Annotated in this window: 16 protein-coding genes; 15 read left to right on the forward strand and 1 reads right to left on the reverse strand. The window is 39.6% G+C overall.

Features of this window, described 5'->3' with window-relative positions:
* The first annotated feature begins 50 nt into the window (after positions 1-50).
* From tatC to JOD18_RS01500, 14 genes are all read left to right on the forward strand, one after another.
* Entirely contained in the window at positions 51-809 is a 759-nt protein-coding gene (tatC, locus tag JOD18_RS01435; protein ID WP_204667092.1) for a twin-arginine translocase subunit TatC, read from the forward strand.
* A gap of 2 nt (positions 810-811) precedes the next feature.
* A complete protein-coding gene (locus JOD18_RS01440; RefSeq protein WP_204667093.1) occupies positions 812-1,033 on the forward strand; it encodes a YozE family protein in 222 nt (73 codons plus the stop codon).
* 120 nt (positions 1,034-1,153) lie between these two features.
* Positions 1,154-2,302, forward strand: coding sequence for an exonuclease SbcCD subunit D (locus tag JOD18_RS01445; RefSeq protein WP_204667094.1), 1,149 nt, complete (start codon positions 1,154-1,156; stop codon positions 2,300-2,302).
* A gap of 1 nt (position 2,303) precedes the next feature.
* Positions 2,304-5,396, forward strand: coding sequence for an AAA family ATPase (locus JOD18_RS01450; RefSeq protein ID WP_204667095.1), 3,093 nt, complete (start codon positions 2,304-2,306; stop codon positions 5,394-5,396).
* A 286-nt stretch (positions 5,397-5,682) separates the two neighbouring features.
* Entirely contained in the window at positions 5,683-6,207 is a 525-nt protein-coding gene (gene vrrA, locus JOD18_RS01455) for a VrrA/YqfQ family protein (protein ID WP_204667096.1), read from the forward strand.
* A gap of 196 nt (positions 6,208-6,403) precedes the next feature.
* Positions 6,404-7,366 (forward strand): peptide-methionine (R)-S-oxide reductase MsrB, encoded by a 963-nt coding sequence (gene msrB / locus JOD18_RS01460; protein WP_204667097.1) that lies wholly within the window; start codon positions 6,404-6,406, stop codon positions 7,364-7,366.
* Positions 7,367-7,428: 62 nt separating this feature from the next.
* Positions 7,429-8,460: an AbrB family transcriptional regulator gene (locus JOD18_RS01465; protein ID WP_239587842.1), complete on the forward strand. Its 1,032-nt coding sequence runs from the start codon at positions 7,429-7,431 to the stop codon at positions 8,458-8,460.
* Between the two features lie 86 nt (positions 8,461-8,546).
* Positions 8,547-8,750, forward strand: coding sequence for a DUF6501 family protein (locus tag JOD18_RS01470; RefSeq protein ID WP_204667099.1), 204 nt, complete (start codon positions 8,547-8,549; stop codon positions 8,748-8,750).
* Between the two features lie 78 nt (positions 8,751-8,828).
* Positions 8,829-9,395: a histidine phosphatase family protein gene (locus JOD18_RS01475; protein ID WP_204667100.1), complete on the forward strand. Its 567-nt coding sequence runs from the start codon at positions 8,829-8,831 to the stop codon at positions 9,393-9,395.
* Between the two features lie 113 nt (positions 9,396-9,508).
* The gene (locus JOD18_RS01480) at positions 9,509-9,748 is read left to right on the forward strand and encodes a 4Fe-4S binding protein (protein ID WP_204667101.1); all 240 of its coding nucleotides are present in this window, start codon (positions 9,509-9,511) and stop codon (positions 9,746-9,748) included.
* A gap of 413 nt (positions 9,749-10,161) precedes the next feature.
* On the forward strand, positions 10,162-10,503 hold the full coding sequence (locus JOD18_RS01485; protein WP_204667102.1) for a hypothetical protein: 342 nt from the start codon (positions 10,162-10,164) through the stop codon (positions 10,501-10,503).
* Between the two features lie 755 nt (positions 10,504-11,258).
* The gene (locus JOD18_RS01490; RefSeq protein WP_204667103.1) at positions 11,259-11,447 is read left to right on the forward strand and encodes a hypothetical protein; all 189 of its coding nucleotides are present in this window, start codon (positions 11,259-11,261) and stop codon (positions 11,445-11,447) included.
* A gap of 177 nt (positions 11,448-11,624) precedes the next feature.
* Positions 11,625-12,968, forward strand: coding sequence for an alpha/beta fold hydrolase (locus JOD18_RS01495; RefSeq protein WP_204667104.1), 1,344 nt, complete (start codon positions 11,625-11,627; stop codon positions 12,966-12,968).
* Positions 12,965-13,432 carry a DUF3887 domain-containing protein gene (locus JOD18_RS01500; RefSeq protein WP_204667105.1) on the forward strand — a complete coding sequence of 156 codons (468 nt, stop codon included), beginning with the start codon at positions 12,965-12,967 and terminating at the stop codon, positions 13,430-13,432. The genes JOD18_RS01495 and JOD18_RS01500 overlap by 4 nt, the downstream gene beginning before the upstream one ends.
* A gap of 34 nt (positions 13,433-13,466) precedes the next feature.
* Here the strand turns inward: JOD18_RS01500 and JOD18_RS01505 are convergent, their stop codons facing one another.
* Complete coding sequence (locus JOD18_RS01505; RefSeq protein WP_204667106.1) at positions 13,467-13,745, reverse strand: acylphosphatase; 279 nt, start codon at positions 13,743-13,745, stop codon at positions 13,467-13,469.
* Between the two features lie 281 nt (positions 13,746-14,026).
* Between JOD18_RS01505 and JOD18_RS01510 the strand changes: the two genes are divergently transcribed.
* Positions 14,027-14,380, forward strand: a complete 354-nt coding sequence (locus JOD18_RS01510) for a hypothetical protein (RefSeq protein WP_204667107.1) — start codon at positions 14,027-14,029, stop codon at positions 14,378-14,380.
* Positions 14,381-14,450: the final 70 nt, after the last annotated feature.

The following is a 14,450-nucleotide window of genomic DNA, read 5'->3' on the forward strand; positions in this document are numbered from 1 at the left end:
TGACAGCTCTTTTTCTTGAGCAGATTTTGAAGCAAGAAGGGACGTTGGCTATGGAGCAAGATAAATCAACAACAACCGAAACAGAAATGGGGTACTTAGACCATTTTGCAGAATTGCGAAAGCGTCTCATATGGACAGCTGTCGTATTTGTTATCTTTTTTATTGTCGGCTTTTATTTTGAGAAACATATACGAGCCTTTTTATTAGATCAAATTGATTTGACATTACACCTGATAGCACCAGAGGAAATTCTCTGGATTATTATTACCATTGCCTTTATTGTTGCGCTTATCGCCACCTTGCCTTTCCTTTGTGTGCAGATATGGCTGTTTATCAAGCCTGCCTTAACTCAAAAAGAACGAAAGGCAGCGCTTGCCTATATACCAGTGATTTTTATTTTATTTCTGATAGGCTTGGGCTTTGGTTATTATATCTTTTCCAGCTTAATCCTGCCGTTTGTCTTGTCACTAAATGGTGATATGTTTGATACGATCTTTACGGTAGAGCGTTATTTCCGATTTATGTTTAATGTTATTTTGCCATTTGCGTTCTTTTTTGAGGTACCGGTGATTACGATGTTCTTAACGTCTTTAGGGATTGTTACACCTGCCTTCTTAAGCAAGACAAGGAAGTATGCCTACTTTATTTTAATCATTATTGGCACGATGATTACACCGCCGGATTTTATTTTGCAGATTGTTGTTGCAATACCGCTGATTATACTTTATGAAATCAGTATTACACTATCACGGATCGTGTACCGTAAAAAGGAAGCAAAACATCGTGAATTTATGGAGAATGGGGAATAAGTATGAAGTCTTTTTATCATTTTATGATGCGCTATCGAGGCAATAAACAACTGGATGATACGCGGAAATTAGCTGAATGGATGTTTGAGGATCTCAGTTTTCCCAAGCATTCCACGGATTACGAAGAAATTAGCAGTTATTTAGAATGGCATACGCCGTTTCCGTCTGCTATTGCGACTTTTGATCAATTGTGGAGTGAATACGAAGAAGTAGAAAAACCATGAACTAACGGCTCATGGTTTTTTTACTTTCGAAAGGACAATAATCTTCCATTTGTTAGATGACAGCGATCATTTGTTCGTGTATAATGGTAAAAAAGTGATGGAGGAGAAAGAGGGTTTGACATGAAAATATTACATACTGCAGATTGGCATCTGGGGAAGATTGTCCATGGTTTGCATATGACGTCTGATCAGAAAGAAGCAATCGACAAGTTGCTTGGAATTATCAAAGCAGAACAGCCTGATGTCGTAGTGATAGCAGGTGATTTGTATGACCGGGCGATTCCACCTCGTGAAGCAGTTGAACTCTTAAATGATTTCTTGACAGTAGTAACAACGGAATGGCATATTCCGATTGTAGCCATTTCTGGAAACCACGATAGCCCCGATCGATTAGGCTTCGGGGCAAATCTATTTCAGGCAAACCAGTTATATCTGGCAACAACAATAGAAGATGTATTTGAACCGGTCATATTGGAATGCAGAGGGCAAAAGGTAACCTTTCATTTAGTACCTTATTTAGAACCTGAGCAGGTAAAGCATTATTTTCAAGAGCCCGCTATTCAAACACATCAACAGGCAATGGAGCGGATTGTACAAGAGCTGGAACCGGTTTTATCATCAGACAGTAAGCATGTACTGGTTGGCCACGCATTTATTGCTGGAGGGATGGAATCAGAATCAGAAGAAAGGTTAACGATGGTGGGAGGAGCTCCTTATATTGACGTGGCTGTACTGGAACCATTTGATTATGTGGCGTTAGGCCATCTTCACCAGCCGCAGAAAATAAAACGTGAAACCGTACGCTACAGCGGCTCACTGATGAAATATTCCTTCTCAGAGGCCAATCATCATAAATCAGTGACATTGGCAGATATTGGGGAAGAGATCCAACTGAAGAAAATAGCTTTACAGCCGCGTAGGGATTTGCGGGTGATAGAAGGTTATTTTGCCGATTTATTGGCAGGGAAAGTAGAACCTGCCTCAGAAGATTATCTATTGATCCGCTTGTTGGATGACGGAGCCATTATGGATCCTGTGAGTAAGCTGCGCCGTTTATTCCCTAATATTCTGCGTCTCGAGAGGAAGCAGCTTTTTGTCCATCAGTCCTTGAAAGACATTCAAACGATTAAGGAAAGGCAAGAAATGAGTCATGAACAATTGTTTGCTGCCTTTTATAAGGAGATGAAAAAGGAGGAGCTGCCGGAAGAGCGAGCTCCATATGTCAAAGAGGTTATTCAGCAAGTGATGACAGAAGAGAGGGAGAAATAATATGCAGGCGCTGAAACTTGAATTATCTGCATTTGGTCCTTATCGTGAACGACAGGTAATTGATTTTACCGTATTAGGAGCAGAACCGATTTTTTTGATTACAGGTCCAACAGGGGCAGGGAAGACAACGATTTTTGATGCGATCTGTTATAGTTTGTACGGCAAGGCCAGTGGAACTGAGCGTGATCAAGAGGCCTTTCGCAGTCATTTTGCAGAAATGGATGAGGCGACAGGGGTTACGTTTACTTTTCAATTACAAAGTACCGTCTATCGAGTGATGAGAAATCCTAAACAACTTAAACGTAAGGCTCGTGGGGAAGGATTTACAGAGGAAGTGGCTGCAGCAAGTTTGTATAGGCAGACAAGTGATCAAGACTGGGAGTTAATCAGTTCAAAGATCAATGACGTCAATAAGTTGATTGAAACGATGATCGGATTGGATTATGAGCAATTTAAAAAGATGATTATGATCCCCCAAGGTGAATTTCGCAAGCTTATCTCTGAGAATAGTCGAGAACGTGAGGAAGTACTGCAGAAGATCTTTCGCACTTACTTCTATAGACAGATGACAGAAAAATTAAAAGATAAGGCAAGAGATCTGCGTGAAGAAATCGAGAAATTAGATTGGCAATACCAACAACTGCTCGATAAACTGCCTGATGAATGGCTGAATGATGAATCTGATCAAACAGCGGAGAACCAGCTTCAAATATATGTCCAGCAGTTAACATTACAAAGACAACAGGGACAGCAACAAGAGCAGGAACTGACCAAACAAATCAAACAATTACAAGAGACATATATCCAAGAACAGCAATTGTTGGATTATTTTGAGGAGCATCAACAGCTGTTAAAGCAACAGGAAGAACTTGCAGCAAGGCAAGACATGGTAAATCGACAGCAACAGCAATTAGAATGGGCGAAAAAGGCAGAGAGGATCAGACCAGCAGAACAATCGGCAAAAACAAGAGAACAAGAATGGTATGAGCAGGTTCAGAAACTAAAGCAATTGAAAGGTCAACAGCTGAAGAAAGATCAACATTATCAGCAAGTAAAGGAAAGTTATGATCACGAAAAGAAGCGAGACCAAGAACGGACCGATCTGCAATTTAAGCTTAAAAAGCAACAAGAATTACTTGCTCAAATGGATCAATTTCAAGCCATATATCAAGAAATGATTAAAATAGAGGAAGACCTTGCTAAGAAGCAAGAGGTAATACAAGCAAAGGAAACACAACTGGAGAAACTCGATCAATGCAAGGAGCAAGTGTATCAGGACAGGGAGACACTTCAAACTCTTAAAGAACAACTGTTTGAACTGCGTCAACATCTAGAGCAACTGAAACAAGACCAAAAGCAGATCGAAGAATTAGAGACTGTCTTCCAGTCACAGCAGCAATTAACAGAACAGCGGGGGCTGCATCAACAGCAGCTGTCTGAAGTACAATCAGAGTGGAAGAAACAAGAGAAGATCGCTAAAGAACTGGAACAGCAGCAGAAAGCCCATCTGGCAAGTTTTCTCGCCTCCCAATTAGAGTCAGGTCAGGAATGTCCAGTATGCGGTTCACTGGAACATCCCCATCCAGCTCAGTCAGAAGCGTTTTTGCAGACTAATCGACAACAAGAAGAGCAGCAACAATTGCTCCGCAAACTGCAGGAGAAATTAAGGAAAGCAGAACTTGCTGTGATTGAATCTAAGCAGCAGATCCAAGCCGGCCAAGAACAGATGGAACGATTGCAGGAACAGGTTTTAACCAATGATCAATCAGCTATCAAACAGCGAAAGCAACAGATCGAAGGCCATTGGAAACAACGTCAGCAAACATACCAGCAATTAGAAGCACAACAGCAACATGTAGAACAGCGACTACAGGCTAATCAACAGCAGCTAGCTGTTATGGATGATATCAAACAGCAGTTAAAAGAAACAGAACAAGCAAGTAAGGTCTTAAACGATCAACGGCTCCAATATCATGCTAGATATCAGCAAATGAAACAGCAGCTTCCAGACGAGGCAATCTCTGTAGAGGAGTTTCAACAGCAAGTTGAACAATTAGAAGCTCAAGTCCATCAAGAAATAGCTGCCTGGGACAAGCTTCAGGAACAGCTAGAACAAGCTACTGCTGATAAGAACAAAATAGATACTGCCCATAATGAAGCTGTCAAATATCATGATCAATTAAAGGGAAAATGGGAAGAGGCAGAGGCGCAATTGGCAGACCTGCTTAAACAGTCTGATTTCTCATCGATCGAAGATTATCAAAAAGCTCTGATGGATACTAAGCAGCAACAAACACTTGAAGCAGATATCCAAACCTATCAACAAGATCAAAACTTTGTGCATAATCGCTTGGAAGCTGTTCAATTACAAGTAGAAGGCAAAGAGAAACCCGATTTATCAATATTAGATGTTAGGATTCAAGCATTGTCGGAGAAGAAAGACGGCTTGAATAAAACACTTCAGTTTATCGATATCCAACTGGAACAACTGCAGACAACTATTACACAAACAAAACAGTTAGCAGCTGATCGGGCATTATTAGAGAAGGAATATCTCCATGTCGGGGAGTTAGCCGATTTAGCGCGTGGTGATAATTCAGCACGGTTATCGTTTGAGCGTTTCGTTTTATCTACTTTCCTAGATGAGATCCTTTTGCAGGCTAACATTCGACTGAGTCAAATGACAGATCACCGCTTTCAACTATTGCGCAGTGAGGCACTGGCCAAGCGTGGAGCACAAAGCGGCTTAGATCTGGAAGTGCTGGATCATTACACCGGAAAACAGCGTTCTGTCAAGACACTATCAGGAGGAGAGGGGTTCAAAACGGCACTAAGCCTTGCATTAGGAATGTCCGATATTGTCCAGACCCATGCCGGAGGAGTACAATTAGATACGTTGTTTATTGATGAAGGATTTGGCACTTTAGATGAGGTATCACTAGAGCAAGCCATCAAATGTTTGAAGGATTTACAGCAAGATCACCGAACAATTGGCGTGATTTCCCATGTGGCCCAGCTGAAAGAAGAAATTAAGGCCAAATTAATTATTGAGACTTCACCGACCGGGTCAAGGGCGGCATTTTCTTTTGATTGAGTGGACAACAGGAGGGGAGAGGTTACAACATTTTAGCCAGAACCTCTTCCTGTCGTTCTTTTGCATATACGAAAAAAAGCTATACTTCCACAACTTTCAACAGGGCTTTGTCAGAATATGCGCTTGCCCAGGAAATATTTCAGGCAATAGCGGAAATATTATGATGTTAAAATAGCCGTGTACTTCCCTGTTCCTCTATTTAAACTAACTCTTCCTCGTATGCCTATAACATTTTTTCTTAGGGAACATACACTGTACTAACTCCAGGTATGAAAGGAGAATGTCTATGTTCCGACCACCACCTAATCAGCCGCCTTTCTTCTCACAGCCGCCGATGCCGCGATCGTCGTTTATGCCACCATTTCCAAACAGGGTTCCTTTACCGCCTAATCAGGCATCTAACCCCACTGGAATTCAAGCTCTATTACAGCGATTTTTGCCTTCTAAAGCGGCAAACGCAGCGAATGCTGCCCAATTACCTAATATGGCAGCAAGTACAGCTTCTAGTGGATCAGGTCTTACCAATACACTTTCTAATGTACAACAAGTATTGAAAGTGGCCCAACAAGCGACCCCTCTTATCAAGGAATATGGTCCGATGGTCAAGAACGCCCCCAGACTCATTAATATGATGAAGGCTCTAGGTGAAATCAATGATGAAGATGAGGAAGAAGCGGAATTGGAAGAAACAGAGGCTGAAGTGGACAAAATAATGATAACAGATGAAGATAGTGATGAGGCAGAAATAGATGATATCGAAGATGTACCGCCACGCCGCAGTCGAGAATCACAGCCTAAACTTTTCTTCTAGCTACACATGTTTTTGCTTTACAGAAATATTCACCTGTAAGGGATTGTTCAAAAATCCAATAAAAATAGCGCAGCGGACTTTTTGAATACGTACTTTAGCAAGGGTGGACGATAATAAAACAGACCACTTGCATTTTATGTGCATGAAGAGCAATAATAAATAGTAACCATGTTTCTATTTAGGAGGCTGTTTATACATGACAGATAAGAAGCTAGAGAAGGCAATATTTGCAGGTGGTTGTTTTTGGTGTATGGTGGAACCGTTTGACCAACAGCCTGGGATTGAACGAGTAGTTTCAGGTTATACTGGCGGTGACCAACCAAACCCAACCTATGAAGAGGTGTGCACCAACACGACAGGACACCGAGAGGCAGTAGAAATTACCTTTGATTCGTCAATTTTCCCTTATGAGAAATTGTTATCGATTTTCTGGCGGCAAATTGATCCAACCGATGCAGGAGGGCAGTTCCATGATCGGGGAGAGTCTTATAAGACGGCTGTCTTTTATACAACGGGGAAGCAAAAGCAATTAGCGGAAGAATCGAAGCAAGTATTGGCAGACAGCGGTAAATTTACCAAGCCGATTGTAACTGATATCCTGCCGGCTAAACCTTTCTATCCAGCAGAAGAGAAGCATCAAGATTATTATAAAAAACAGAGATTTCACTATAATCTATATAAGAAAGGATCGGGTAGGGCGGAGTTTATCAAAAATAATTGGTCTAAAGCATACAGCAAGGACGAGTTGAAACAAACATTAAACCCGATTCAATACCATGTCACACAAGAAAATGGCACAGAACGCCCTTTTAGTAATGAGTACTGGAATAATCAACAAGAAGGGATCTATGTCGATATAGTAAGCGGTGTGCCATTATTCTCAACAACAGATCAATATGACGCTGGTTGTGGGTGGCCGAGCTTTACTAAACCGTTAAATCGAAATTCATTAACGGAGCAGATGGATACCTCTCATGGTATGCGGCGAATAGAGGTTAGAAGTGAAGAAGCTGACTCTCATTTAGGGCATGTCTTTGATGACGGTCCTCAAGACAAGGGTGGCATGCGTTACTGTATCAATTCGGCTGCCTTACGCTTTATTCCAAAAGATAAATTAAAAGAGAATGGACTAGAAGCCTATTTGTCTTTGTTTGAGTAATAATCCAAAGGGGAGTCCCCTTTGGATTCGCTTTTAACTTTTAGTAAGGAAAGAGGATGTTTATGCAGATTGCTTACCTTGCATTGATGTATGCCGTTTCTCTGCTTATGGCGGGATTATTTTACTTGATACATATTCCACTTCCGTGGATTTTAGGGCCTCTAACCGCGATTTTTTTATTGAATTCATGGTGGAAAGTACCACTGCAGCAGTCCAAGTGGATTCTCCGGATCAGTTTTTTATTAACTGGAGCTCAAATTGGGACAACTTTTACAGATGAAACATTAGGAAAAGTTCTTCCTTATTTTTTTCCTTTTTTAATCATGACTATTATTATCATTTTTGTTTGCATACAAAGCGGTAAATGGCTGGCTGTCCATGGAAATATTGGACATGCTACCGGCGTTCTGGGCAGCGTGCCTGGCGGTTTATCGGTGATGCTTGAAATGAGCGATTCCATGAAAGCCAATACTGGCATGGTAGCGATCTTTCATACCATCCGCTTAATGGGGGTTCTGCTCTTAGTTCCTTTATTAGCTACGTTCTTATTTTCATTTTCTAATGAGACTTTTATCATAGAAGAAACAACCACCTCATTGAATGGCTGGTCGATTGTCCTGCTGTTTGTTTTATTTGGTATCGCTTATCTATTCCGGTTTAAGATGCCTGCACCGTTTGTCCTGATACCTATGCTGGTGATTGCCGTACTGAGGATTGCCTCGGTACCTGTCAGTGACATACCAATTGGATTATATCATTTTGCACAGTTATCGATTGGTATCCATTTGGGGTTATCCATTACGGTCGCTGATTTGAAGAAGGTCGGCAGGCTTTCCTTTGTCTTCTTCTTATTTTCTGCTGGTATTATCTTATTAGCGGTTGTTTTTGGCTATATTCTGTCACATTGGTCTAATCTAACCTTTGCAACGGCTATGTTAAGCTTAGCACCAGGTGGTCTGGTAGAAATGGCGATTACCGCTCATGAGGTCGATGCAGATCCTGCGATTGTGGGATCTTTACAGCTGATTCGGATGCTGATTATCAGTTTGTTGCTGCCATTTATTTTACGACGAATGATTCGCACCGATAGTTAACTGAAATTATATTATGTAAACTAAATGAAAAAGCTCTTGTAATCGATACAATAAATGTTTATGATTAGGGAGAGGAGGGCGTTGAAATGATTCATCAAGATTGGGAAAACAATAACACCATCAAGCAAGTCAAGTGTGTACACACCAATGCAAAAAAATATAAAGTAAATTCTGTTTTATCAGAAGGCAGGATCTATGATGTGAAGAATGAAACAGATGAGTTTTATTTTGTGATAGATAATACGAATCGTATTGCCGGTTTTAAAAAAGAATATTTTGAAGGCATCTAACGTTTATCAGAAATAATAATAGGGAAGATTAGAATATACACCTGTTTAGCTGGTAGATCTACCATAGGAGCTGATAACATGAAAAGAATTCTATTAATCCGACATTGTCATGCACCAGAGCAGCATATTGACTCCCCACTGTCTAAGGTGGGAATCAAACAGTCTCAGGCATTAGCACATAAATTGGAGGAGCTTCCTTTTAAGATAAATCGCATTATGTCAAGCCCGTATTTACGTGCACAAGAGAGCATTAAGCCGTTTGCTGAAAGTCATCAGCTTACGATTGAAATAGACAAGCGGTTAGAGGAACGGATATTGAGCGAAGAACCAGTGGATGATTGGATGGAGATATTGGAAGAATCTTTTCAAAATTTAAACTTTAAATTACCAGGCGGCGAATCTTCAATGGAAGCCTATACCCGTGGTGAACAAGTGTTATCAGAATGTATGGATGATCAAGAGAATGAGAATATTGTGATCGTAACTCATGGGAATTTATTAGCTTTAATGTTAAGAAGGTTCCAAATTGATTTTGGTTTTCAAGGATGGAAAATGCTTACAAATCCAGATATCTTTCTGATTCAGAAAATTGGGGGAGAGTTTATCTCCGAAAGAATTTGGGATGAAACGATAAATTATGACTAAATTCACTTGTATTCTCCTTATTTTGAGCTATAATGGTATTCGGTGTACCGAAATTATGGTATGATAGGTAAGTATAGAGATACATAGTGACTTTGAACAAAGGAGGGACAATAGTGGCATTTATTATTACTTCACCTTGTAAAGAAGAAAAAGCAGGCGAATGTGTTGAGGTTTGTCCTGTTGATTGTATAGAGGAAGGGAAAGACATGTTTTACATTGACCCGGACATCTGCATTGATTGTGGCGCATGTGAAGCGGTTTGCCCAGTGGAAGCAATTTATATGGAAGATGAAGTACCAGACAATGAACATGAATATATCGCATTAAACCGTAAGTTCTTTGAAGAGAATTAACAGAAGAACAATGATTTGTACAAAAATAAGTCCTGCTACGAATGAAGATGATTCATTCGTAGTCGGGCTTATTTTTGTTGGCTGAATTTGAACAGTTTTACTTAGGGCATATCAGAATATGACCTGTAAATAATCTTAATTTCATTACATCCATAAAATGGTTTATTTTTAATTATAATGGACTACTTTTCATGCAAAAAAACATAATATTATTAACATTCCTCAATATTCCGAACAAAGAAAATCAATTATAATTAAAGGTGGATGCTGCTTATAAACATTGCGAATATCACTTGTTATATATTATGCAGAGAAATCAGGAGGTGTACAAAGACCTAAATGGGAGGAGGAGCATCAATCGTTTAATCTATGAATTGATATCTGAAAATTAAGTTAACTAAGGGGGAAGGAAGATGAAGGAATTAAAGAACTCTGCGTTACTGGCAGTAATTGCAGGTGGTTTAGTTGTATCCAATACTACAAGCATAGCGGAAACAACATCAGCCAGTAAATGGGAGACTGAAATTGCGGCGGCTTCAACGGGAGTAGAGGAATTGCAGCAAGAGTATACCAATATTACCGGGGAAAGTGTGGAATTAGATGAAGATGTTATTGCACAAGAAGAGGTTCAGCAGCAACAATATCAAGAGGAAATCACACAGTCTCTTGAAGCATTAGAAACAATCTCAGAGGAACAGTCCCTCTTTTTTAGCGTTAAGGAGTTGTCATTAGCAAAGATACCGGGGTTTGCCTAGTGGTTTAAGCTTTAAGGAGTTATTTTTTGTAAAGATGCTGGAGTTTACTTAGTGGTTTAAGCTCCAAGGAGTTACCTTTTGATAAGATGCCAGATTTATCTTATCTTTCAAACCCTTAATCTGTTGCCAAGGTTATTCCATCTTTTTCATGCTATGGTTCTATCCTTTGAAGCCGACTTGGAAAGATGAAAAAAGATGCCTTATGTGAATGCTCTTTCCCATCACTAGCAACCATCAAAAGGAACATCCATCATACAAAAAAGCTGTTACAAAATGTTGCATTCACATCGTGAACTGCCTCATCATTTTTTAATAGATGTGCAGATCATTTCCAAGTGATGAATAATGTGATAATCTTAGTATATAGATAAATTTATTTTACTATATATATAGGTTGTTCAAAAAGTTCAATAAAATGACACGGCGAATGACGGAGCTGGTGATAGAGAAACTTCTGCTGAAATTTCCCACATCATCTGCAAGTTCTCTGCTCCGTTTCTCGAAAAAATCGATGTGATCGTATTTTTAAAGAGCTGCCGTTTGATGGATACCTCGCTATGATCATCCTCAAGGAAGTACTAGCCTGAGAGAAAATATTACCAGCCTTCATTACTAATATAAACATATCTCGGCGATCCAGAATCTATCCTATAATTGAGATGGCATCATACAGTACACTGGAGATAATAGCCGTGTAAGGCGGAACTTCTGGATGGATAGCACCATGATAAAAACGGAATAGTAGGTGATTATGGATGAAAGTATATGTTGCACTAATAATTATTGTAGGCATTATTGCACTAATTTCCACGTTGATGCTTGGTGGCAGAGGAGATGCAGATTACAGTGAATCAACAGGCAGAAATGTAACAAATCTCACCCTGATCTATGTGATCGCGATCTTGGGATCTGTTATTGCTTTAGCTATTTTTGTCTTTATTTAAAAGTGGTTAGAACTGAGCAGATGATAGACAGGGAAATTTTCAAAACATTCAATCACTTCTTTTGGGCATGAGGTATCGCCTCTTTCGAAAAGGGGTGATTTTCACTTTGGCAGCATTTTCTGTTTTTTGAAACATTTTTTTATTCCATTCGTATATGATATGGAGGAGGTCGAACGAATGATCAGAGGGTTACTTATAATTACTATCTTGTTGATAGTGGCAGGTTGTTCCAATGATACGGAGAACGTCGGGACCAAATCAGAAGATATCTTAAAATTACTGGAAAGTGAATCCTATCAAGAATTGACGGAAACTTATTTTTCCAATTCTCTGCAGGAGCGGTTATCTCCAGAAGAATTACAAGAGAATTGGGAGGCAGTGCGAGGGCAGACGCTTGTATCATTTAGCGCATTGGAATCCGATACACGGCAAGATTATACTATCATGGAAGCTGAAGCAAGTTTCGAAGAGAAAGTGGTACATATTCGCATGACTTGGGACCAACAAGACAAATTGCAGGGATTACATATACAAGCTGAACAGAATCTAGCAGAAGAAAGACCACTTCCTGATCAAGTAATCGAGGAAGATATCCTGATAAATACAGGTGGCAGTTATGAATTAGCGGGGAAATTAACTTTGCCAGAAAAAACGGAACAACCGATTCCTGCGGTTGTTTTAGTTCATGGTTCTGGACCATCTGATATGAATGAAGCTGTATTCGCTTATAAACCATTCCAAGATTTTGCGTATAGCTTAGCAGAACAAGAGATTGCTGTACTTCGTTATCCGAAACGAACTTATGAATATGCGGAAGAACTTGTTGCGGAATTTGGAAATGAATTAACCGTTAAGGAAGAAACAATTGACGATGCAGTCGCTGCCATTCATCTATTACAGGCAGATCCGCGCATCGGTCAAGTATATATTATCGGCCATTCACTTGGCGGTATGCTGGCACCACGTATTGATCAACAGGCAGATACAGACGGAATGGTTATCTTGGCTGGTTCACCACGCTTTTTGTGGGAGATTATTTATGATCAGCAAATGGCAGTGATTCCAGAAAACCTAGCGGAAGAGGAAAAACAAGCTTATATGCAAGAAATAGAGGAAACAAAGGAACTGGCAGCCAGTATGCAAGATTTGACGGACACCGAGGCTATCAAGCATAATGTGTATGGGGTAAGTGGTTATTATTTGAAAGAAATGGCTTCTTACGATGCTGGTCAAATGGCATTAGATTCGAATAAACCAATATTCATCTTGCAAGGGGAAGCCGATTTTCAGGTGACAATGGAAGCTGACTTTTCACAATGGCAAACCAAATTGGGTGATCAACCGAATGCTGCATTAAAAAGTTATCCAAACCTTAACCATTTCTTTATCGAATCGCAAGGAGAACATCAAGGAACAGTGACAGAATATATGACTCCCGGCCATGTAGACGAACAAGTTATATTAGATATAGCGGCGTGGATTCATGAGCAATCTGAAAATATGGAGGAGGATACGGAATGAAAAAACTAGTTTTGATTATGTTGATTGGAGTGTTTACACTTGTAGCGTGCAGCGATGATACAGAATCAGATAGTTCAGAGCAAGCAGAAGACAGTCCGGCAGAGGAAACCAATCAGGAGGAAACTGAGGCAGAGGTAATAGATGACGCAGATGTACCGAGCGAGGTTATCGAAACAGCGGATGCTTTTCTATCAGCATTGGCAGCCGGAGAGTTTGAGCAATCAACAGAAAATTTTAGTGAAATGATGAATACGGAACTAGATGCAGAGGAAATGGAGGATCTATGGAATCAGCTGAATGAACAGCTAGGTGACTTTATCGATTATGAATACCAGCAAACCCAGCAAGTAGATGAATTTTATTCACTAACCTATCAAGGCTTATTTTCAGGGGAGGAAGTTAATTTGGAAGTAGCTGTAGATCAGGATAATCAGATTGTCGGATTTTTTGTAACACCGGCATAGTAAAGGAGAAGCCATAAAAAAGGCTTCTCCTTTACTAATACCCTCTGATTTCAAATGATTGAAAGCCGGGATTTCCTTTTAGGTTGGTAATATCTATTTCTTGCACTTTGGCAAAACGTGAGGGACCTTGCTTCATTTTTGTTAAGAAAGTGGACATATCCTCTTCTTTGCCTATAGCTTCGATTAACACACTGCCATCTTCTTGATTCATCACCCAGCCAGATATATCATGCTGCATAGCGGTTGATTGGGTGAAAAAACGAAAACCTACTCCTTGTACTCTGCCGCGAACGTGTACTTGAACATATTTCATGTAGATCACCTCTGATTTTATATTTATACTTGATTAAAGGGTCCTGTATTGCAAACTGATGATCAAGGTAATGACAATACACTTCACCCCCTTGCGCATTTTAAAATCAATAGATGAGTTCATTTTTGATAAATTAATCATAACATAGATTTACCATATATGTGTTGTATCATGAGTGTGATAGGAAACAGATTGTATGTGGAAATTGACGGCTTTGTCAGTTCTGTATATGATTAAATGAGAAAATTCACAAAAAGTTAATATTGAAAGAGGGAATAGACTTGATAGCCCTAAAAATAATCGATTATGATCAGCTTGCAAAAGTGATTTCTATTATTCGGAGATTCGATAACAGACTTTCTATTAAAGAGTTGAAAAAAAATATCTTCAATCAAAATTATATCATGGAATATGATATCTATCAGTTTGATATTGCAGAGGAAATGAACCAGATCAATAGATGTGATGTCATTTCGGAATTTGTCTCTAGCTTAATACAGAATGGAGCGAAAGTCGGTCTTTATATTGACAATGAAAAAGTGACTCTGGCGTATTTTTATAATTATCTTGACAGCAACAAAGCAATTATGAAGGAGACTTTGCTTCAGATCGAACGGGAGACGGGAGAAATTTAAATTAAAAATAGGATACAACCGAAAACATAAGAAAAAATAACGTCTGTATCCTATTTTCAAGATTACTGCA

Origin of the sequence: Gracilibacillus alcaliphilus, from assembly GCF_016909015.1 — a bacterium.
Taxonomy (GTDB): Bacteria; Bacillota; Bacilli; order Bacillales; family Amphibacillaceae; genus Gracilibacillus; species Gracilibacillus alcaliphilus.